Annotated in this window: 19 protein-coding genes; 5 read left to right on the top strand and 14 right to left on the bottom strand. The window is 43.1% G+C overall.

Annotated elements, in window-relative coordinates; translation table 11 throughout:
* Positions 1-292 precede the first annotated feature (292 nt).
* Positions 293-643 carry a 2OG-Fe(II) oxygenase gene (locus AC37HE_RS02695; RefSeq protein ID WP_500781237.1) on the top strand — a complete coding sequence of 117 codons (351 nt, stop codon included), beginning with the start codon at positions 293-295 and terminating at the stop codon, positions 641-643.
* Here AC37HE_RS02695 and AC37HE_RS02690 read toward each other — a convergent pair.
* The 9 genes from AC37HE_RS02690 to AC37HE_RS02650 form a co-directional block, all read right to left on the bottom strand.
* A complete protein-coding gene (locus AC37HE_RS02690; RefSeq protein WP_500781236.1) occupies positions 636-1163 on the bottom strand; it encodes an RBBP9/YdeN family alpha/beta hydrolase in 528 nt (175 codons plus the stop codon). The genes AC37HE_RS02695 and AC37HE_RS02690 overlap by 8 nt on opposite strands.
* Before the next feature lie 450 nt (positions 1164-1613).
* Positions 1614-2183 carry a YceI family protein gene (locus AC37HE_RS02685; RefSeq protein ID WP_500781235.1) on the bottom strand — a complete coding sequence of 190 codons (570 nt, stop codon included), beginning with the start codon at positions 2181-2183 and terminating at the stop codon, positions 1614-1616.
* A 127-nt stretch (positions 2184-2310) separates the two neighbouring features.
* The gene (locus tag AC37HE_RS02680) at positions 2311-3030 is read right to left on the bottom strand and encodes a pirin family protein (protein WP_500781234.1); all 720 of its coding nucleotides are present in this window, start codon (positions 3028-3030) and stop codon (positions 2311-2313) included.
* Positions 3031-3249: 219 nt separating this feature from the next.
* Positions 3250-4149: an AraC family transcriptional regulator gene (locus AC37HE_RS02675; RefSeq protein ID WP_500781233.1), complete on the bottom strand. Its 900-nt coding sequence runs from the start codon at positions 4147-4149 to the stop codon at positions 3250-3252.
* A 536-nt stretch (positions 4150-4685) separates the two neighbouring features.
* Positions 4686-5450, bottom strand: a complete 765-nt coding sequence (locus AC37HE_RS02670; protein WP_500781232.1) for a rhamnogalacturonan acetylesterase — start codon at positions 5448-5450, stop codon at positions 4686-4688.
* Positions 5451-5552: 102 nt separating this feature from the next.
* Positions 5553-7175 (bottom strand): glycoside hydrolase family 43 protein, encoded by a 1623-nt coding sequence (locus AC37HE_RS02665; protein WP_500781231.1) that lies wholly within the window; start codon positions 7173-7175, stop codon positions 5553-5555.
* A complete protein-coding gene (locus AC37HE_RS02660) occupies positions 7172-8161 on the bottom strand; it encodes an alpha/beta hydrolase fold domain-containing protein (protein WP_500781230.1) in 990 nt (329 codons plus the stop codon). The genes AC37HE_RS02665 and AC37HE_RS02660 overlap by 4 nt, the downstream gene beginning before the upstream one ends.
* A 19-nt stretch (positions 8162-8180) precedes the next feature.
* A complete protein-coding gene (locus AC37HE_RS02655) occupies positions 8181-9569 on the bottom strand; it encodes a glycoside hydrolase family 28 protein (RefSeq protein ID WP_500781229.1) in 1389 nt (462 codons plus the stop codon).
* Positions 9570-9765: 196 nt separating this feature from the next.
* Complete coding sequence (locus AC37HE_RS02650; RefSeq protein WP_500781228.1) at positions 9766-11193, bottom strand: glycoside hydrolase family 28 protein; 1428 nt, start codon at positions 11191-11193, stop codon at positions 9766-9768.
* A gap of 261 nt (positions 11194-11454) precedes the next feature.
* Here AC37HE_RS02650 and AC37HE_RS02645 point away from each other — a divergent pair, with 261 nt between their 5' ends.
* From AC37HE_RS02645 to AC37HE_RS02635, 3 genes are all read left to right on the top strand, one after another.
* On the top strand, positions 11455-15852 hold the full coding sequence (locus AC37HE_RS02645) for a hybrid sensor histidine kinase/response regulator transcription factor (RefSeq protein WP_500781227.1): 4398 nt from the start codon (positions 11455-11457) through the stop codon (positions 15850-15852).
* Between the two features lie 108 nt (positions 15853-15960).
* Complete coding sequence (locus AC37HE_RS02640; RefSeq protein WP_500781226.1) at positions 15961-17172, top strand: S8 family peptidase; 1212 nt, start codon at positions 15961-15963, stop codon at positions 17170-17172.
* A gap of 225 nt (positions 17173-17397) precedes the next feature.
* The gene (locus tag AC37HE_RS02635) at positions 17398-18003 is read left to right on the top strand and encodes a superoxide dismutase family protein (RefSeq protein ID WP_500781225.1); all 606 of its coding nucleotides are present in this window, start codon (positions 17398-17400) and stop codon (positions 18001-18003) included.
* Between the two features lie 37 nt (positions 18004-18040).
* On the opposite strand, the gene nadD is transcribed toward AC37HE_RS02635, so the two are convergent.
* From nadD to mnmA, 5 genes are all read right to left on the bottom strand, one after another.
* Positions 18041-18616, bottom strand: a complete 576-nt coding sequence (gene nadD / locus AC37HE_RS02630; protein ID WP_500781224.1) for a nicotinate (nicotinamide) nucleotide adenylyltransferase — start codon at positions 18614-18616, stop codon at positions 18041-18043.
* 5 nt (positions 18617-18621) lie between these two features.
* Entirely contained in the window at positions 18622-19194 is a 573-nt protein-coding gene (gene gmk / locus AC37HE_RS02625) for a guanylate kinase (RefSeq protein ID WP_500781223.1), read from the bottom strand.
* 52 nt (positions 19195-19246) lie between these two features.
* Entirely contained in the window at positions 19247-19603 is a 357-nt protein-coding gene (locus AC37HE_RS02620; protein ID WP_500781222.1) for a four helix bundle protein, read from the bottom strand.
* Positions 19604-19666: 63 nt separating this feature from the next.
* Entirely contained in the window at positions 19667-20542 is an 876-nt protein-coding gene (locus AC37HE_RS02615; RefSeq protein ID WP_500781221.1) for a YicC/YloC family endoribonuclease, read from the bottom strand.
* Positions 20543-20714: 172 nt separating this feature from the next.
* Entirely contained in the window at positions 20715-21893 is a 1179-nt protein-coding gene (mnmA, locus tag AC37HE_RS02610) for a tRNA 2-thiouridine(34) synthase MnmA (RefSeq protein WP_500781220.1), read from the bottom strand.
* A 317-nt stretch (positions 21894-22210) separates the two neighbouring features.
* On the opposite strand from mnmA, the gene AC37HE_RS02605 reads away from it, so the two are divergent.
* Complete coding sequence (locus AC37HE_RS02605) at positions 22211-22843, top strand: hypothetical protein (protein WP_500781219.1); 633 nt, start codon at positions 22211-22213, stop codon at positions 22841-22843.
* Positions 22844-22950: the final 107 nt, after the last annotated feature.

Raw genomic sequence — 22950 nt, 5'->3', positions numbered from 1 at the left:
TTTCTCATCCATCAAAAATTTATGATCGGATAAGAGAACATGTGCCCGGAGATTTTTTTTCATCAATATGAAGCGATTATTGATGGAATTGTGGCGCATAATTATGCAGTGGTTGAGGGGCTTTTCGAGCCTCAGGTGTTAACCGGACTGAAGCAGGAATTACTCCGGCTGCTGGACGACGACGAGTTTAAACGCGCCGGCATCGGCAATCAATTCAATTTAACCCGGGAGAAGACGATCCGGTCGGATAAAATCCATTGGATCGATAATGCTTCGGAGCAGGAGGCCGAGCATGCTTTTATTGTCCGCATTGCCGGTTTTCAGCAATTACCTGAACCGGACTTGCTACACCGGCATTCACGATTGGGAGTTTCATTATGCCTGTTTCGAAAAAGGAAACTTTTATAAACGGCATCTCGACCAGTTTAAGAACGACGAAAGCCGCAAGTTCTCGGTGGTTACCTACCTGAACGAAGACTGGACCGAAGCCGATGGCGGAAGCCTGGTTTTGTACCTTCCGGCCGGCGACCTGCACATTCAGCCCAAATGGGGAACAACTGTGATCTTTAAGAGCGAGCTGATTGAACACGAGGTGCTCCCAGCTAACCGGAACCGCGACAGCATAACCGGCTGGCTTAAGTAGGGAAGCTTAGCTCTTCGACCAGGGCAAGGCCTTGTTCCCATTCGCCAAAACCTGCATCGGCGTTTATATGTCCGGCCTGGTTGATTACAACCAGGTGGCTGCCCCATTGTGCTGCTAAAAATTCGGATTGTTCTTTCTTACACCAGGGATCGTTATCGCTGGCGACCAAAATGGTCGGAAACGGAAGCTTTTCCAATGGTGTAGGGGTGAAGCTGCCAAAACCATGATCCTGGTTTTCGAGATCGGGCGGAGCCACCAGTAGGGCTGCTTTCACTTTTTTGTGAAAGTGTTTCGCCCACTGCACGGTGGTAATGCAGCCCAGGCTGTGGGCAATCAAAATAATTTCGGGGTCCTTGCAGGCCGCTATTTTAGCCTCTACATTTTTCACCCAGCTATCGCAGTCCGGTTCATCCCAGTTGGCCTGTTCAATCCGTTCGCAGTTGGGCAGTGTTTGCTCAAAATGGCTTTGCCAGTGTTCTGCGGACGAACCGCCATAACCGGGGAGTGTGAAATAGTACATTTGTCGTTTTCCGTTTTTTTTGTTGATCTATCTGTAAAGGCCCAGGTATACCGATTTGTTCACAGGGAATGGTTTTTTGATCCAGGCTTTAACATTTGTTGAATGCCTCCCCTGTGCGCGGGTGGCCTCGTTAACATTTATTCATGGCTTCCCCAAGTGTTGGTGGAGGCAAGAATATTTGTTCAAAGCTTCCCAGAGCCTCAGATGGAGGCATGAACATTTGTTAATGCGCTCCCTGGCGACAGGTGGACTCATGAACATTTATTCACGGCTTCCCCAATGATTGGTGGGCTCACCAAGATTTGTTCACGGCATCAAATGTAAAGAATTAGGGTTATGACCAGCCGTTATGTGGTAATTCAACGAGCTGTCAGCACAAAATTAACCCCCGCAAGCCTTGGCCAGCGAGGGTTACCCTTTTCTCTTTTGTGTAATTCAATTCAGCGACAATTAGTCTACAACCAGGTTTACGGTCAGGTTGAAGTCGTCGTAAATTACTTTGTCACCCAAGCCTTCGAAGAATGATGAAGAACCATAGCGTACGTCGTATTTTGAACGGTCAACAATAAGCTCAGCCTTATATGTTTTACCTTCTTTTGTTACGTCGAAAGTGATTGGGTTGGTTTTTCCTTTAATTGTCAAATCACCGGTTACCGTTGCTTTATTCCCCTTGAAGGCTGCTTCTTTGGTGATGACCAATTTAGCTTCGGGGTAGCTTGCTACGCCAAAGAAATCGTCTGACTTCAGGTGACCGATTAATTTTGCATTCCATGCTTCATCTGTCAGGTCGGTATCTTTAATGGTATTCATATCCACAACAAAGTTACCACCGGCAATGGCGTTACCATCTAATTTCAACTCGCCGCTTTTCAGGGCAATAGTACCTGTATGTTCGCCGGTAACTTTTTTACCTAACCAGGTGATTGAACTTTTCGACGCGTCAACTTTTACAGTTTGCGCCTGAACTCCTAAGCCCACAGTAAGGGCAATTGCTGCTAAAATTACTTTAACTGTTTTCATGTTTTGTTCTGTTTTTGTTTGTTATTTCCTTCTAATTTTTGCTATTCTGTTTTTTGTTTGGGGTAAAGTGGTTTTTAACCGCTTTAATAATCGGCGGATAAAACCCACCGCCCCCGAAAAAAATCTGTTAATCGGTCCAACTCATGGGGACTTCCATCAACAGTAGTTGTGTGTCTTTTTCAGCTTTAAACTGTACTGATTGAGTTTCCCACAGTCCTAGTCCGTCGCGGTCGGCCAGTTGGTTTCCTTCAATTTCAACTTTCCCTTTCAGTACGAAAACATACAGACCCGAATTTTCATCATGAAGCTGGTAGCTTGTTTCCGTTGCCTGTGTGAAATTTCCCAGGTTGAACCAGGCTTGCTGATGAACCCAAACCCCATCGTCATCGGCGCTGGGAGATAAAATTTGAAAGAACTCGTTTTCTTTTTCCAGATCCCGGATCGAAATCTGATCGTAACGCGGCGTAACATTTTTCTTGTTGGGGAAGACCCATATCTGAAGAAATTTCGTCGGTTCGTCTTTCTTCTTGTTGTATTCGGAATGAAATACTCCTGTTCCGGCGCTCATCACCTGTACTTCGCCGGCCTGGATGACAGCTTTATTGTTCATGCTGTCTTTATGCTCCAGCGCTCCCGAAATAGGAATGGAAACAATCTCCATATTATCGTGCGGATGTGTTCCAAATCCGGTTCCTGCGGCAATGGTGTCGTCATTCAACACGCGTAGTGCACCAAAATGAACCCGGTCGGGATTGTAATAATTGGCAAAGCTGAAAGTGTGGTACGAGTTTAACCAACCGTGATTGGCATGTCCCCGAGTGTTTGCTTTGTGAATAATTGTTTTCATGACTTTGACCTTTCTTTGTTTTCTGTTTTTGTTATCAATTCGCCTTTGGGCTTTGTTTTAAATTGATAATACAAAGATAGAGGACTCCAAAGTCTTTTACTTTATAAAAATCAGGACAGGGATTACAAAAAACCGAACTAGGAGGGAAAAGGCAAAAGTTAAAAGGCAAAAGATGGAAGTCAAAAGTAAAAAGGGCAAAGAGGCTACTGGAAACTGCTTTCAACCTTGCCGGGCAGTGTTGCGGAAGTCAATTGGGGAGCTGTTGGTATACCGTTTAAAGAAGCTGCTGAAGTGTGATGGTTCCTCGAATCCCAACTGGAAGGCCAGCTCTTTGTTGGTGGTTTCGGTAAATAAAAGCACGCGTTTGGCTTCAATTAGAATACGGTCGAGGATAAATTCCTTGGCTGATTTCCCGGTTAAGGTTTTCACCGACTTATTGAGGTAGTCGCTGGTTACCGCCAGCATATCGGCATAATCGTTCACCTTATGTAACTCGTGATAATGACGCTCAATGAGTTCTTTAAAATGACGCACCAACTGGTTTCCTGCTTCTATAGTCTGCGGATCTCTCTCTTTTTGTAAGGTGCAATGGTTGTTGCTTTGTACCAGCATCAACTTCAGTAAAGCACCCAGCGCATCATCTTTCATGCTCGAATCCATTTGGCTGTATTGCTGAATTTGACGGATGATGTCTTTGTAATTTTGGAAGTTCGCTTCGGAAACCGGTAAGGGAGGTGTTTCGCCGTGTTTGTTGAACAGGTACACATCGTTGATCATGCGGTCGGGGATGCTGTGTTGTACCAAAAACAGTTGGGTAAAGTTAATGATCCAACCTTCGGGGCGCTCACTGCTCATAAACTGATGCACCTGCCCGGGATAGATGAAAAACAGACAATGATCGAACAAATCGTACGACTTGAAGTCGATAATATGCACACCTTTGGCCTTTTCAATTAAAAGAATGGTGAAATAATCGTGACGATGTGGTTTGTCGGGCTCGCCGCCAAATTTATCATACAATGTTCCCATATCCTTCAAAATGAAATTGGTCTCAGCTCCTTGCTGATCCAGTAAGCCATATGTTTTTATTTCGTTGTGCATTGCCGCTAAAATAGTCATTCATGTGCATTAAACAACAAGAAAAACCCGGGCTTTGTTGTTCAACTTAGCTTGAATTGCATCCAAAGGATAGATCTGTTTTCGGAGAGTCACCAACCGGATTGGAAGTTGGTATAGCATTGTCGTGGTTATCAGAAGTTGTGTTTTCTTAAAGCTCTTTTTCAGGAGGCAGGGAGCGCTTCGAGTGGAGATTTGTAAAATATGGGAGGCTCGTTTTATCCCAGGGCGATGCCCCCGGCTGTTGCTATCAGTCCGTTGGACTGGATTAGTCCAAGGGTCTATTGCTTATAGCCCCGGCTAACAACCGGGGTAAAGTTGTCGTGTTTTGATTTTAGGCGCACCGGGAATGTTGTTGGTGGTAGTTATTTTGCATGCGCCGCATGGAATGGCTGATTTTTTTGCGCGATTCTTCTTTTTGTCCTTGAGCCGGACTCGCTGTTCCTTTTGATGAAGAGGATTGGTCCATCCGGCCTGAGGATAAAAAATGGCCGATCCCCAAGGAGACCGACCATTTTCAATATTTGATTGAGAATTGATTACTTGATGTAATTTTCCAGGATGTGTTGTTTTTTCATCTCGTTAATCACCATTTGGGCTACTTCGTGTGCACCTTTCACGTTGAGGTGAGTATTATCCGAAACTCCTTTCGGGTAATTTTCGTTTACACCCGGTTCAAGCCAGTTGTACAGTTGTTTCGAATCGTCCGGGCCCAACTCTGTAACACGGAACTCGGTCAACCGTTGCAAGTCGATGAACGGAACATCCATCGCATCAGCAACTAAACGGGTTACCAAGGGATAATCGCCGTGTGTGTCGATCAGGCAGCCATACTCGTTAAAGTTGCGGCGTACGATTGACGACAACAGAATAGGAATGGCACCTTTTTCACGTGTTTCAGTTACATAGCGCTCCAGGTTGGCACGGTAAGTAGTAAACGGATTGGTGTAACGGTCCGGGCTTTTAAACTTCTGATCGTTGTGTCCAAACTGAATAAACACATAATCGCCAGGTTGCAGCTGGTCGTAAACTTTCTGCCAGCGACCTTCACCGATAAAGCTCTTCGAACTGCGTCCGTTCATGGCATGGTTGTCAACCGTTACTTTGTCGTTGAAAAATTCATTGAACACCATTCCCCAGCCGGTTTCCGGTCGGCGATTAGCTTCTTTGTTGGCCATGGTTGAATCGCCAATCATGAAGATTTTAACGTTCTTTTCCTCTTTTTGATCTTTGCTCTGCTCACTGCTTTGGCATGCTCCGAGAAGTAGCGTAATTGCAGCAAGTACGAATACTCTTGCTTTCATATTTATTTAGAATTCTTGTGTCGTGTTCCAAATTTGGTTGATTATTTTTCAGCAACCAAATTTTAAAATTCGGGTTTGAATTAATTCCTCGTTCCGCGTGTACTATTCCACCCGAAACCAATCGATGTCAGCATAGCCACAGTCGTTGGTACGAACAGGGCTGGTTGCAAACAAGCCGATTTTAGCACCAATCCAGCGACCTGCGCGAGGCTTGAACTCCGGTCCAAAATCTTTGAATTTTTTGCCGTTCAAACTATAGCTGAACTGCGCTTTGGCATCATGCTCGGGTGATTTCGGAACGTGTTTGACAGTCAGACGGAAATAGATTTCCTGCTGGTCGATATTGGTTGATTTATTGATGACTTCCTTGCCGCCGGTGCGGGCATCTTTACAGGAGCTTTGAATCAATTGTAGTTTTCCATCAACCTGTTGCAGTCCGATGTAAGCATAGTCTTCGCCCATTAACAACAATCCGGTACGGTCACCCTCTTCGTGGTTGCTGAATGTTAATTTGGTTGTTGCCGTGAAGTCAGGAGCAGGGAATTTTTGCAGGAACAGGTTGGGTAGTTGCCACAAGCTTACATAGTCTTCGGGTTGTTGAATACAGTTCAATCGTAAATACCCCAGGTTTGCTGACATGTATCCGAAGTATACCGATGGGTTTGCATGCCATTGCCATTGCAGTCCCCACTCGTGACTGTTAAACTCGTCGGTGGTAAGCAGTGGCGTGGCAGGGTAGTCTTTGCCAACGTTTGGTTTTGTCCATTCCTCTACAGGCTCGCCAACGCCATCCTTATTGCTGTCGACGCCTGGAATAGGCCAGCCATCAACCCAGCTTACCGGCTCTAAAAGCACAACGCGTCCGTATGCCCAGCGATCCTGGAAGTGGTAAAACCAGCTGTCGCCGTTTTCCTGGATCACCAAAGCTCCCTGGTGAGGGCCGTTGAACTTGCTGTCTCCCTGTTGAAGCACCTTTTTCATTTCGTAGGGGCCCCAAATATTTTTAGAACGAGCAGCCAGCTGCCATCCCGGTTTTACACCCCCTGCCGGGAACATAATGTAGTAGTAATCGCCGTGTTGGTAAAATTTCGTGCCCTCGCAAGTGGTATTGCCATTGTGACCATCAAATACCAATACGCTGTTGCCAATTGTCTTTGTACCGTCGGGAGTCATCTCTGTCATCAGGATAACTGTTTTTACCCCGGCACGGCTTCCAGCAAATGCGTACGACAGATATGCTTTACCGTCTTTGGTCCAAATGGGGCAGGAGTCAATCAGTCCTTTTCCCTCTTTTACCAGTACCGGTTCAGTCCAGGGGCCTTTCGGATCTTTGGCCTTTACCATGTAAATACCAAAATCGGGATCTCCCCAGTAGATGTATAATTCCCCATCGTGGTAACGAATAGAAGGAGCCCAAACTCCATTACCATGCTGAGGTGTACTAAAATGGTCGATTGGATATACTTTCGGCAGTGCATAGCTGATCAGCTCCCAGTTTACCATATCTTTTGAGTGAAGAATAGGTAGGCCCGGTGAACAGTTAAAGCTCGATGCAGTCATGTAATAGTCATCTCCCACGCGACAAACATCCGGGTCGGAATAGTCGGCAAACAGGATTGGGTTTTTATATTTTCCGTTACCCAAATCGGCATTCCACGGCTGTGCATTCAGGTGAAGGGCAATGATCGCGAAGGTAAAAATTGAAAGTAGTCTCTTTAAGTTCATTGTTTCTGGTTTTGTTGAAAGATATGATTTAAAAAATTAAGTATGTAGTCGTGTGTTTGATCGAACCAGGGATGTAACAACCAAAATGCGTGTGGTGTATTTTCGAATCCGTGCTGTTCGTGGTAAATTTTGTATTGGTCCATCACTTTAAAAAGCTCATCCCGGCCTGCATGAAAACGCGGGAAGGAACTGTTGATATAAAGTGCAGGAGGGCAATTTTTTCCGATATATTGAATGGGAGAAGCTTCAACCCATTTATCAGGACATTCTTTGTAAGTGCAGCCAAAGAACATGGCTCCGGCCGAAAGTTTCTTGGGATCTTTGTCTTTTGCACTTTCACTCGGCGTGGTAAAATCAATTACTCCGTCGACGTTGATTAAGGCTTGCACGTTGGTCGAAATATTCGGGTATGTGGTGTGCGGATCGTCGAATTTCGAGATGTTTCCGGTAAATGCCATTAGGCTGGCCATTGTTGCTCCGGAAGAGGCTCCTAAAACAGCAATTCGTGTTGTATCAATTCCGTAAATGTCGGCGTTATGCTTCAAAAAGCGGATGGCTTCTTTCAGGTCCTGAGGAGCAGCCGGGTACAGGGCTTCAATCGACAGGCGTTGTTCGACTGAGGCGGTAACATAGCCATCAATTGCCAATGCTTGTGCCAGCGGTACCAGGTTGGCTTTATCGCCCGAGCGCCATCCTCCACCATGAATCATCATGACCAGTGGCCGTTTTCCCCCGGGATTATTATTCGGAATAAAGATATCCATATGCAGCAAGCGGTTCTCACGAACCCGGTAAACCTGGTCGCGCAGACTTAGGAATTTATCGCTTTTAATTTCTTTTACCGGACTAACATTGGGATGATCTTTTTTGATTTTTTGCCAGGATGACCAAATTGTGTAAGAGGTGTCGCGTGGAAACTCGTTTTGGCTACTCGCTGCCAGCGGTAGTAGTATGGTCAGGAAAAGTAGAATGCTTAGGTATCTCATAAAATTTGTTTTATCGTCTTTAATAATCGTAATCGCTACTGGCATTTTCCTGTAACTTAACCGGGTCCCAGGTAACTTGCTCACCATTAACCAGTAGATTATTTAGAGCTATATTGTCAGCATGCTCGATATGAACGCCGCGACCGGCACTATCGACTTTAAAGTCGGTAATCACAAAATCGTGAACGCTCTTCAGCTTGTGCCCTTTGATGTAGATGGCATAGTTGGTTGCTTTTTTACAGCTTACTTTGTTGAGGTAAACTGAATGAATATTGGTCGGGAACTCCGTACCTTCGTTATGGTAGTTCGAAGTTACCATAAAGCAATCCAATACATTGCCAAACTTGACATTATTTACATAGATATTGGAAATTTCGCCACCCCGATCCGGGTTTGATTTCAGGTAGATGCCGCGTTTCAGGTAGCCGGCATAGTCACAGTCTTCAACGAACACATTGCGAACACCCGATGACATCTCACTGCCGATCACTACAGCATGTAAGCCTTTGAAGTGGCAGTTGCGGATGATGATATTTTCACTGGGATGATTCATTGCTCGTCCTTCGTCATCGCGACCTGCTTTCACAGCTACGTTATCATCATTATTGTTGAAGGTAATATCCTCAATCAGGATGTCGCGTGAATATTCCGGGTCGACACCGTCATTATTTTTATTTTGGGCATCATAGCGGAGTCCGCGTAAGGTTACATTTTCGCATCGCAACGGATGGATGCACCAAAATGGTGAGTCTTCAATTTTTACACCTTCAACTAAAATATTTTTACAGTCGAAAAACTGAATCAGCTGAGGCCGCAGGTAATGTCCCTCACCAAAGATCCGTTCTTCAATTGGGGTGTTCTTGTGGTTCATGTCGCGGGTCAACTGTTGATCAGGCTTTTGTTGCCCATGCCATGCCGCAAATGTTTTGGAGCCTTCACCGTCGATTGTCCCTTGTCCGGTGATGGCAATATTTTCTTTTTCGCAGGCGTAAATAAGCGGACTGTAATTGTAGAGGAGAGTACCTTCCCAGCTGGTTTTTACCACCGGAAGATAGGATTTAGGATTTGAACTGAAGCGAATCGTTGCTCCGGCTGCAATATGAAGGTTCAGGTTACTTTCAAAGTGAATTGGCCCATCGACAAACCAGACGCCTGCAGGGATGAGAACGGTTCCGCCTCCTGCCTGTACGCATGCCTGAATTGCTTTGTCTATGGCCGGTTTGCAGTCTGTCAATGAATCACCGGTTGCTCCAAAGTCCGTAATTCGGAAGGTGTCCTTCTTAAATTCAGGAGCTTTAATCCGGCTCAGAATATTCTCTTTACTATCAAGCCTGGCTTCTGGCTTTGGTTGACAAGCATAAAACGCAATAACAAAAAGAAATACGAAGGAGATTAGTTTAGTTTTCATTGGAACAGGTTTTAAAAAAGAAGTATTGGCACATCATTCACCACAAATCTTTCCTTCGTTGTGCCAATACTATCTTGCATCTAAGTTATTTAATCAGTCCTGCATTCAGTAACCCTAATTACTGTTATAAGAAACTTTTCATTTTGTCAATTGAATTCATTTTCGAGGCATCCAATTTGTTTCTGTCGGTCGAAATTTATTCGTCTTCAATCTTTTTACCATTGATGATGACATTGTCAAAATGGAGATTTTTCACATCACTGATCTTGCTGATTTTCTCCACATTGTCGAACTCACAGTCGCTGATATAAATGTTTTCAATGGAATTTTCGCCTTCAATACCCTCGAAACGCAAACCATATTTTGCCGGAGTTTTTCCGGTCATGTCGGCTTTTACGTTCGAAATGTACACATTGCGTACCATTGGCGGATATTTCCCGTGACCTTCACTTTGGGTGTCGTAGATGCAGTTAATACGGATAACAGCATCTTTCACCTGGCCAACAGTAATGTTTCGTATATAAACGCCATCGGTTACTCCACCTCGTTGGGCATTGGTTTTCAAACGGATTGCACGATCCAGATCAGGGCTGCTCATTACACAGTTTTCTGCAAAAATGTTACGTACACCGCCTGAAATCTCCGATCCGACAACCACGCCGCCATGTCCTTCAAGCATTTTACAGTTACGAATCAACATGTTTTCAGTTGGGATGTTGGGTTTACGACCATCCGAGTTACGGCCTGATTTGATGGCAATACAGTCGTCACCAGTGCTGAAGGTACAATTTTCAACTAAGACGTTTTTGCATGATTCGGGGTCGAAGCCGTCTGAGTTTGGTCCAAGACTTTTAATATGAACGCCACGGAAGATAATGTCTTTTGATAATACCGGATGAGTAACCCAAAATGGAGAATTGGTGATTGTTATATCTTCAATTTTAACTGATGTACAGTAGATGAAGCTGATAAATTGAGGACGAAGGTAGTAACCATCTCCGGCCTGACGCTCGAATAAAGGAGCTTCTTCGCTTTCCCACTTGTCCAATGCCGGGCGACCACGGCCTTCATCCAGCTGGCTGGGCATGCCTTTTTTCCATCCGTAATGGCCGGATCCTTTCCAGGTCCACCAGTTATCACTGCTGCCTTGTCCGTCAATTGTACCTTTGCCGGTAATGGCAAAGTTGTTTTGGCCGTTTGCATAAATTAGCGGGGAGTAGTTGAAAACGTCGTTCCCTTCCCAGCGGGTTTGCACTAGGGGAAGATAATCTTTGGGATTAGTTGAAAACTTTAAGGTCGCACCTTCTGAGATGTGCAGGTTGACGTTGTTTTTTAAGTGAACAGCACCGGTCAGGAAAGTTCCTTTGGGCACCAACACTGTTCCACCACCAGCTTCGGTACAAGCAACAATCGCATTGTCAATCGCTTTGGTGTTTAATGTTGTGCCATCGGCTTTTGCACCAAAATCGACTATATTAAATGTTTTATCCGGGAAAACCGGTTCTTTGATGTTGTTTACGATTTCGTAAATCTCGGACCATTTCTTCTCGTCCTGAATAGCCTTTGCTGACCAGCTGAATGTGGTAAGCAGTGCAAATACGATGATTACTTTTATTGATCTCATAGATGTGAAAGATATCTATTAATAATAGTTTCTGAATTTAGATATTCGTTGAAAATTCAATCGATTGCAAACTTAATTCATCCGGTTCTTTTTTATTGGCTATAAATTGACTGTTATAGGGGGGTGAATTGATTATCCACTTGTTCTAACGCTTTGTAGCAGCGAGTTCTGAAAAGAATGGGGGCTGATATTTTGATTCCGATATTATTTTGCAGGCGCTATGTTTTTTGCCAAATTTGGGGCTATCTAAAACTGATACGTGTGAAGCATTTGAAAACACTTCTTCTGGGACTTTTTTTACTTGGCATCCACAGTGCACTTTGGGCTGTCGAAGTGGAACGTTTCGAAGTGTTGAATACGAATGACGGACTTTCACAAAATTCGGTTCAAAGCATTTTCTGTGATAGCCGTGGTTATATGTGGTTTGGTACAATGGATGGGCTGAATCGCTACGATGGCTATGAATTCAAAGTTTACAAGACTCAATACAATAATCCCTATTCGCTGACCAATAACCGGATTATCTCGATTTGGGAAGATAAGCGCGGATTTATTTGGTTGGCATCGCATGACGGACATTATCATTACCTGGATCTGAGAACTGAGCGTTTTTATTCGTTTCCACCGACTACTGAACCGGGAAATCCGCGGAATACGAGGGTAAGCTCTTTTCTGGAACTGAATAATGAAATTTGGCTGGGAACAAATAATGCGGGGATCTACCGACTGCAGGCGCCCACTACGGAAGATGGAATCTATCAATTTTCGGAAATTCGCACCGAAAAAGGAACAAAAGCTTCCGATCCGGCGATCAATTTTATTATTGCCGATAAGGATTCCGGGGTTTGGGTTGGTACAGCTACAGGGCTAAAGTATTTTGATCCGCAAGCACGAAAGACTAAGCAAGAAAAGGCAAGTCGGATTTTTTCGGAAGGACTAAGTTTCACCTGTGGGGTAGCTGACGGGCCCTATCTTTACTTTGGTACACGCCTGAACGGCCTGTTGCGGATGGATTTGCAACAGATGAAACTGGAGAAACTTCCGGTTAAAGGCTTAAACGATGTTGTGAGTTTGGTTAAGCTGAGAAGCGATGGAAAGTTGCTGGTTGGAACTGAGTCAAGTGGTTTGTTTATTTGTAATACCGACGGACAACAGGTGCAACAGTTTATGGATAACCAAACGATTGTTGATGTTTACGAAGATTCGCACAAAGCACTTTGGGTAACAACTGATGATTTTGGAATAACCCGTATCGATAAGGAATTAGAAAAGGCTGTTTTCTATCAGCTAGTTCCCAAAGAAATTCAGTCCCTGGTTGATTTGCAACGACAATTTTTGTTTGAAGATCGTGATGGGAATTTGTGGGTTGCAACGCATGGTGGGGGCTTGGGCCTTTTTGACGAAAAAAAACAGGAGTTTCACTTTTATCGGAATGATCCAAATGATCCCAATTCGTTGAGCTCGGATATTGCTTATTGTGTTGCACAGGATAAATCGGGACTTCTATGGATTGGAGCAGGGCAATTTAATGGTGGAATTAACAAGTTGGTACCGGCCAACCCGATGTTCCGCCAGCTAAAAGTTGAAAAGAAGGTGGAGAGCCTGAGCGATAATGTCATCCGCGCGATTTCACAAGATAACCGTCAAAATATTTGGTTGGCAACCAAGTCGGGGCGGCTGTATGTTTACGACCCCCAGTTTAACTTGATTCATAAATACGATGGTATACCAACAGCCCAAGGTCGATTAGGTCGGTTTAATGTTTACTCGATTTTGCAGGATAAGCTAGGCTATATCTGGTTGGGATCGAAGGGAGGTGGCCTCGCACGAAGCAAGCATCCTTTGCAAAGCTATCGGAACTACGCCGATCTTTCTTTTCAAATTTACCGCCATAAGGACGGGGATTCCCAATCGCTGGCCAACGACAATGTTTACTGTATTACTGAAGATCACAAAGGGCGTATACTGGTTGGCACTTATGGTTCCGGGATCGATGTCATAGATAATCCGACTGCCGATCGTCTTCATTTTCGAAATATCTCAACGGCAAACAGTAATCTGTCCAGCAACGAGGTTCGCTATGTTCTGGTTGACTTAGGCGGGACGGTTTGGGTCGCTACAACTTTTGGTCTCAATGAATTGACCAGCGATATAACGGATTCGAATTTGAAATTTAACTCCTATTTCTACGATGTCAATTATGACCGTAGCATGAGTTATAACGATTTGCTTTACTTGTATGAAGACGAGGCTCACCGGATGTGGCTTGGAACCTTTGGCGGAGGCTTGAACCGCATCATGCAGAACTCGGACGATGAAGTTATTTTCAGTCATGTGAGTGAGCAGGAAGGTTTGGTCAATGATGCTGTTTTTGGGATGCTCGAAGGGAAAAACGGTAATTTGTGGCTGAGTACCGAAAATGGTATTTCACGTTATAATATTCAAACCAAAGAATTTGAGAATTACGATACGAATAATGGTTTAATGTGTAGTAACTTCTCAGAAGGGACATGCTGTAAACTGAAAGACGGAAGATTGTTATTTGGAACCTTGGATGGCTTGCTCATTGTGAGCGAAAGTGAGGTGAAAACTCAGTCGTTTCAGCCACCAGTGGTGTTTACATCGTTTTCACTTTTTAACGAGAAAGTCGACTATCACAATCCGGATTCTCCCCTGAAAAAGGATATCAACTTTACGGATCACCTGGTGCTAAACTACAACCAGTCGAGTTTCAGTATTGAATATGCTGCTTTAAGCTTTTTCGATCCGCAAAAGAATCGCTATTCCTATACACTGGAGGGGTTTGACCATCAGTGGTATGATGTGCGTAACGAGCGAAAGGCAAGCTATACGAACTTAGCACCGGGCCAATACACCTTTAAAGTGAAAGCCGCCAATTGGAATGGTACCTGGGGGGATAATCCACGCGAATTGCATATTACCATTTTACCGCCATGGTGGCGCACAAAATGGGCTTATGCAGCTTACCTGTTACTGGTGCTGGTAATCGGTGAAATTTCCCGGCGGATTTTCGTGAAATATAACCGGCTGAGTACAGACCTCCGAGTAGAACGAAAAGTGAACGAAATCAAGTTGAAATTTTTCACAAACATTTCGCATGAAATCCGAACTCCCTTAACCTTGGTGCTGGGACCTCTTGAAGACTTAAAACGGATGCGTGAGTTGCCGGAATCGGTGAAGCAGCCCATCGAGATTATGAGTAGCAATGGAAAACGAATGCTGCGCTTAATTAATCAGCTGCTTGATTTTAGGAAGGTCCAGAACCAGAAAATGAAATTGAAGCTTGGGGAGGTAGATCTTGTTGCATTTGCATGCGAGATCTGTCAGAATTTCGAGCAAATGGCTGGGCAAAAGCAGATTAATTTCGTGTTACCTGATCAGAAAGATCCGCTGTATGCATGGATTGATGCAGAAAAGATGGACTCGGTGTTATTTAATTTGCTATCCAATGCCTTTAAATTTACACCTGCCGGAAAACGTATCGAAGTCCGCATTGCTGAAGATCGGAAAAACAATCGGGTGCAGATTTATGTGGAAGATGAGGGGAAAGGAATAGCCCGTAATAAAATGCCAATGCTTTTCCAACGGTTTACTGCTTTGTCAGATGATAATCCGGAGCATAGCGGAAGTGGTATTGGACTGGCTTACTCGTACGAGTTGATGAAATTGCACAAAGGCGATATCGAAGTGCAAAGCACAGAGGGTCAGGGAAGTATATTTAAGGTAACCATCAAGCTGGGGAAACAACATTTCTCGGCGGATGAATTAAACTACAAACCTGCAGATCAAATCAAGCCGATTTCACATGCAGATGAACTCGAGGTAGCCCCAGAGCCTGAAGAAAGTCTGGACGCAACTGGCAGTGCTGATAAAAAGAAATATGCGATTTTATTAGTGGAGGATCAAGTTGAAATCCGACAATATCTGGCTTCATTTTTAGGAATGCAATTCGAGATTATGCATGCTGAAAACGGAGAGCAAGGCTTGTTGTTGGCACGGGAAAAACATCCGGATCTCATTGTAACTGATTTGATGATGCCTGTAATGGATGGCATTGAGATGACTCGTGAGATTAAAAAAGATTTCGAACTTAGTCATATTCCGGTTGTAATGCTGACTGCCAAATCTGCGGTGGACTCACAGATTGAGGGAATCGATTCCGGCGCAGAGTCATACGTTATCAAACCGTTTAACTCCGAGTATTTACTAAGTGTTGTTCAGAATTTGATTCGTCAGCGCCAAAACGTACTGACCTACTTCTCTAAAAATAATCCATTCCAGGGAGACTTGAAGATTACAAATAAGGACGAAGAATTTTTGAAATCGCTCGTGGCTCTGATCACCGAAAATTGTCAAAACTCGGAGTTCAATGTTGATGCTTTAGTCAAAGAAACTGCTTTGGGACGAACGGTATTTTATAACAAGGTGAAGAGTTTAACCGGAATGAGCCCGGTTGAATTTCTGAGAAATACGAAACTCCAAATTGCTGCCCAGTATTTGGTTTCGGGAGGCTATAATGTTTCTGAGGCGGCCTATGCATGCGGTTTTAACGACTTAAAGTACTTCAGTAAAAAATTCAAAGAGCGTTACAATGTTCCACCAAGTCAGTATGGCAAGCTGAATAATATCAAAAACTAGGTGATTTGAATTAACAAAATTCACAATTTTTCGTTGTAGTCTATATCCTATGTAATCAAAGAGTTGTTTGGGAAGACTGACTTTTGTATTAATTCAAAATCCCTAAAAATGATGAAAAGCTTAAAAATCCTTGGACTGGCTTGCGGAGTATTCGCTTTTGCAGCAGTCATGCATTCCTGTGAAAAAACGGTTGACGATTTGGCAGCTACAGAAACGACGAGTAGCCTGAAATCAGCATCAGTAGAAAAGACTTCCTACATTATCACCTTAAATGATTTGGGATTAAATGCAGAATTATCTTCAACAGAGGGCTATGGAAAGAAAAAAGACAAGGTCTCATTAGCTGTAGCAAAGTTGTTGAAGAAATTAGACGTCACTGATGGCGAAATCGAATATGTTTATGCCACAGCCATGAAGGGGTTTGCAGTTAAGCTGCCTCCCGGTCAATTGAAAAAACTGGAAGGTGATCCCGCAGTTGAACGGATTGAAGAAGACCAGGTAATTGCCTTAAGCCCTATTATCATCAATAAAAGGCCGGGAACTACCGATAATTCATCTTCGGCACCGGCGCAGGTCGTTCCATGGGGAATTTCACGTGTCAATGGAGGTGTTGATGCAACAGGAAAGGTTGCTTGGATTATTGATACGGGTGTTGATTTTACACATCCTGATTTGAATGTTGATGAAGTGCGGTCTGCGAATTTTTCTTCGGATCGCGATGGGGATGATTTAAACGGCCATGGTACCCACGTTGCCGGAATAATTGCGGCAAAAAATAATAGTATCGGCGTTATTGGTGTTGCTGCCGGAGCGACAGTTGTTCCGGTTAAAGTATTGAACCGCCGTGGTAGCGGCACAGTTTCCGGTGTAATTGCAGGTGTCGACTATGTTGCTGCACATGGCGTAAGTGGTGATGTTGCCAATATGAGCCTTGGAGGTGGTGTTTCAACAGCTTTGGATGATGCAGTTCTTGCAGCCTCAACCGATGTGAAATTTGCATTGGCTGCCGGTAACGAGTCCGATGATGCGAACAATCATTCTCCTGCGCGGGTAAATGGCCCCAATATTTACACTGTTTCAGCAATGGACAGTACTGATAAATTTGCATACTTTTCGAATTACGGTAATCCACCGATTGATTACTGCGAGCCCGGAGTCAGCATCTATTCAACCTACAAAGGTGGAGGATATGCAACCTTAAGTGGTACTTCGATGGCTGCACCACATATGGCCGGTTTGCTTTTATTGGGAGATATTATTACAGATGGCACTGTAACAGGCGATTTGGATGACAAGCCAGATGCTATTGGTGTGAATTAAAACAACGAGAAATAATTCGTGAAATAGGTGAATCCCGGCGAATAAACGTCGGGATTTTTTGTGCTATGTGACCTACTTTCTTTTTGCTGATGGCAGAGTTGCTTGAATTTAGTATTCAGCCCCGAGTTTCTGTAATTCCCGCACACTCTATTATAAAAAGACCTGTGAGTCTGAAACAATCTGTTGAGATATGAGTTTATAGTGTAGTAGAACAAAATATGTACGATGATGAAAACTGGAAAATTATTGAAATTAACGTTCGTATTAGCGATTGTGGCTGTAGTTGCTCAGTCTTGTAATTCAGGCTCAAAACCGGAGAAGGCACAGGAGCATAATATGGTGATGAATGATAAAGTACAAGCTGCGCCGGATAATGGGGTGACAAAAGCGATTTGCGTGCTTCAACCGACTGCCGGAAATAACGTAAGCGGAACAATCACCTTCACAAAAACGGATGCAGGAATGCTTGTGAAAGCTGAAGTGTCGGGTTTAACACCGGGCAAGCACGGATTTCATATTCACCAATATGGAGATCTGACTGCGCCTGACGGAACATCTGCCGGAGGTCACTTTAATCCGGAGGGACATGAGCACGGTGCACCACACGGTGAAATGCGTCACGTTGGTGATCTGGGGAATTTGGAAGCGAATGAACAAGGTGTGGCAGATTATGAAATGACTTATCCCTCGATGACATTTAATGGCGCGGAATCCATATTAGGGCGCGGAATTATTGTGCATGCTGATGAGGATGATTTGGTTTCGCAACCAACTGGCGCGGCCGGCAAACGCGTTGCAATTGGTGTGATTGGTGTTGCTAAAAGCGAATAGTTTATTTCCGAAAATTGAGTGATGCCTGACCGGAATGTTATTTGTAAAAATTCATTTCACTCAGGTATTGCCATGTTTTGTAAGGTAGAAAATGTCGGATGTCCTTACCTTCTCGGATCGCATTTCGAATGAAGGAAGCTGAAATTTCCATGAGTGGTGCTTCCTTCACTAAATGAATATGTGGATGTTCCAACCATTCACTTCCGGTGAAGCCCGGACGCGGATAAACCAGGATGTTATAATTCGCTAGCAATTCCTCGTAATTCTTCCATTTGTGGAAGAAGTCCAGGTTGTCGGAGCCGATAATTAACCAAAATTCATGCTGTGGGTATTTTTCCTGCATGTAGGTTAAGGTGTCGATAGTATAAGAAGGCTTGGGCAAGTCAAATTCAATAGAGCTGGCTGAAAAGCGAAAATCATCTTCAATAGCTTGTCTAACCAATTGTAAGCGATGGTAATCCTGCAGTAGATGCTTTTTTGTTTTAAATGGATTTTGCGGGCTTACTACAAACCAAAGTTTCTCGAGTCCGGCATATTCAAGCATATAATTGGCAATAGCCATATGCCCGATGTGAATAGGATTGAACGTTCCGAAATAGAGACCAACCTTCATCTACCTTATTTTTTGTTGATAAATTCGGTTACCAATTTCTCGGCATTGGAGAGTGTTACCGGAAGTTCCTGACTGACCAGAATGACGTCGAACTTTGGTGCAAAACTTAGTTCATATTCTGCTTTCTCAACACGTTTTTCGATTACTTCTTTCGAATCTGTTTCTCGGCCAACCAACCGATTACGCAATTCCTCGATCGACGGAGGCTGCACAAAAACGGCTAACGCTTCGTTGCCGTAATATTCCTTAATGTTGAGGCCACCGACTACATCTACATCGAAAATCACATGATTCCCTTTATTACGAATTCGTTCCACCTCGGCTTTTAAGGTGCCGTAACAGGTTCCTTTATATACTTCTTCCCATTCCAGGAACTCGTCGGTTTTTACTTTGTTCTGAAATTCGTCCGGGCTCAAGAAATAATAGTCAACACCATTTGTTTCGGTATGACGAGGAGCACGGCTGGTTGCTGAGATTGAAAATTCCAATCCGAAGTCTTGTTTCAGCAGGTGCTTTACAATGGTTGTCTTACCTGCGCCGGATGGAGCCGAGAATATGATGAGTTTGCCTTTTTCCATGTCTAAAATCAAAAGTAGAAAGTAAAAAGTAAAATGTCAAAAGTTTCAGAAGCTACCTTTTCCTGGAATTCATCACAATTGCTCCTAAAATGTTTTTGAGCTCTTGCGATTCTTTTATTACAAATTCCAATTGATCTGTTGTAAGTTCGTTTTCAGAATGAGTTGCTTTTATTATCCGTAACCAGTAATTGCTTTCACGCATTTCCCGAAGGCTAATTTCCACTTTAAAAATGAAATCAGCTTTTGAACTACCAGCTTGAGATTCTTCGTAATTGGCTCCAGCTGATGTTGCTGATTTCGTTAGCTGGTGCTTCATGATTTTTGTTTCCTGAGTCGATGGCATCTGGCGTAGAAGCTGAATCGTTTTTACCGCAAATTGAAAAAGCAGGTCCATTAAATCATTCACCATACTAAAATCTCAAAAATCTAGTTTGTGCGAATTTTTACTTTTGCCTTTTTACTTTTGCCTTGTTTAAAGTACGTTCAACAGTTGTTCTTTGATGCGTTCCAGTGCATCTTTCATTTGAACGACGATGCGCTGAATATTACTTTCGTTGGCTTTACTGCCGATGGTATTAATTTCACGGCCGATTTCCTGAGCAATGAACCCTAATTTTTTACCAACATCACTTGTGTTGTCGAGCGTTTCCAGGAAATAGCTACAATGGTTGGTTAAGCGAACTTTTTCTTCGTTAATATCCAGCTTTTCGAGATAATAAATTAGTTCTTGCTCGAACCGGTTCTTATCCATGCTGCCATTTAGCGCAATCTCGCTTAGGCTATCCTGAATTCTTGTTTTTACATTTTCAATACGCTGTTTCTCAAAAGGAGTGATCTGGCTCAATAAGTTCTGAATATCTGCAATGTTTGAGCGAATATCTTGATCCAGTGCATTTCCTTCTTGTACGCGGAACCCGTCTAACATCTCAATTACTGACTGGATCTGTTTCATGATTTCCAGCCATTCATTTTCATTTAGCTCCTCGTAAACTGTTTTTACCGTATCAGGCAACCGCATAATATTTTGCATAATTTGCTCGGTTACCGGTAAACCCAGCTTTTGCTGAATTTCGCTCATTTGCTTGTAGTAGGCCGAAACAATATTCTCATTGATAGCCGAGTTACTTTCCGTTCCTAAATTTTCGATATATAATGAAAAATCAATTTTACCGCGAATCAGCTTTTCCGAAATTGCTTTACGAATGACCAAATCTTTCTCACGGTAAAGCATCGGAAGACGAGAATTTATATCCAGTTGTTTGCTGTTTAGAGATTTAAGCTCAATGGTAATCTTTTTATTACCGGTTTCAAATTCGGCTTTTCCATAGCCGGTCATCGATTTGATCATGTGCTGTATTTTAGTTGTGGCCAAAGTTATAACTTTTCCTCAAAAAGGAGGGGCTGAAGATGTATGTACTACTCGATACTAAACTTAAAAGGTATGTTTTTAAGTCTAAAATCCCATGTTTTTCTTTGCTCGGAATATTATTGGTATTCAGCGAAGGGTGATTCGAAATAATTTAAGCAATTACGCCCGAGCCGATGAGTTCGTTGCCTTCATACCAAGCCGCAAATTGCCCTGCAGTAATTCCTCGCTGTTCTTGCTCGAATAAGATGTATATTCCTTCTTCTTTACAGTAAAGTGTGGCCTTCTCCAAGGGTTGGCGATAACGAATGCGGACGTCGTAGTCTCGAATTTCTCCAACTTCCATCGTGATGTCTGTTCTAATCCAGTGAATTTCTTCCTTGCTGATGAACAAACCTGCTCTGTAAAGCCCTGGATGTTCCGAGCCTTCGCCTACGTAAATGATATTTCGTTTGACATCGGTTCCAATGACAAATAACGGTTCTTCGTGTCCTCCAATATTTAAGCCTTTCCGTTGGCCAACGGTATAGTAGTGTGCACCACGATGTTCTCCAATAACCTTTCCGTTCCACGGCTTGTAAGGGTAGGGAAAGCAAAGTTTGCGGAAATTATCAGGTGTTTTTTCAACTTGCTTTTTCTTGCTCATAAACTCGGCAGGAACTTCAATAACATTACCGGTCTTTGGTTCCAGTTGCTGTTGCAGGAAGGTCGGCAAATCCACTTTCCCGACAAAGCAAATCCCTTGCGAGTCCTTGCGGGTTGCTGTTGGTAATTGTTGTTCGGCAGCTATTTTTCGAACTTCTGGTTTGTCGAGGTGACCAATCGGGAACAACGCTTTGCTAAGCTGTTCTTGATTCAACTGGCATAAAAAGTAGCTTTGATCTTTGTTGTTGTCTTCTCCTGCCCGGAGTTGATAAATCATTTTCCCGTCTTTTTCGAATTCCGTTTTCTGGCAATAGTGGCCGGTAGCAACGAAATCGGCCCCGTGTTTCAGACATTCATCCATGAAAATGTCGAACTTGATTTCACGGTTGCATAAAACATCCGGGTTAGGGGTGCGCCCTTGACTGTATTCGTCAAACATATAATCGACTACGCGTTTCTTATAATGCTCGCTCAAGTCAACAATATGGAAAGGCATATCCAGTTTCTTGGCTACCATTTCAGCAATCAATGCATCATCTTCCCAGGTACACTGTCCGGTTAGGGTTCCGGTACGGTCGTGCCAGTTAATCATGAATAATGCGATTACTTCGTATCCTTGTTGTTTCAGCAGATAAGCGGCAACACTCGAATCTACTCCACCTGATAAACCAATAACTACCCTTTTCATTCTTAATCTTTCAATTGTCTATTTACAATTTTTCAAAGAAAAAACAGTAGAAAAACCTGACTCTGCTTTATCTTTGCTTCTCAATAAATTGAGCGACAAAAGTAGAATGAAAATCGGAATTTGCCAATTCTGGAAGTAGGGTAAAGCGCTTTTCGAGGGGAGTATTGGAATAATTTTTGTTTGCTCTGCTCGATTCTTTCAAGCTCTGTAGGATGGCAGAATTTCTGATAAAATTATAAAAGTGATCTGGCCTATTGTTGAAACATGCTTGTTTTAAACTCTAGGAAAACGAAAAACAAATAAACTAAAAGTACGTCATGAAGAAGATTTTAATTCTTGTTGCAGTTTTAGCAATACCGTTTTGCGGATTTTCGAAATCTCATTTTCTAATTAACCTAAATGCTGGTTGGGATCATACTGCCAACAAGTATTATAGTTACAACAATTACAATTATTTTGATCAGGATGGAGCCGAATTTAGCTGGGGTGCTGATCTTGGTATTAAATTCTCAGATATTGTACGTTTCCGGGTGGAGTCCAGATTTGGGAAATATAGCTATGGACAAGAGTATACTGGAATGGATTTGTTGAAGACGACAATGGATCTGCACTATTTTGATATTAATCCACATCTCGATTTTCGGGTTTGGAGTAAAAACAAATTTGAATTGTTTGTTTCTCCTGGAATGAAACTTGAATATATATCAGACTCAAATCAAAAAACAGAATTGTCTGATGGTTCCGTTTCTGATGGGAACTATGTTTCTTCTGCTTATGCTGATAATATGTCGGGTTTTGTGGGAAGTGCTATTCTGAAATACAACATTAACAGTAAGTTTGGTATTACATTGACACCGGAATACACCTACTTCTTTAAAAAATTATACACTAAGAATGATAACAATATGTCGCGCTTTTCAACCCGCTTAGGTGTTGAATATACATTTTAAAGAATAAACTGCTTTGCAGATATGAGAAAGGCATCCCCGAAGGGATGCCTTTCATTTTGCTTTTAGAGATATATTTACACGTATGTAAATACGATTAATTCGATTTT

This window comes from Mangrovibacterium sp. (genome assembly GCF_059905295.1).
Note: the sequence above shows the minus strand (reverse complement) of the source record. Positions and strands in the feature narration are given on the sequence as shown.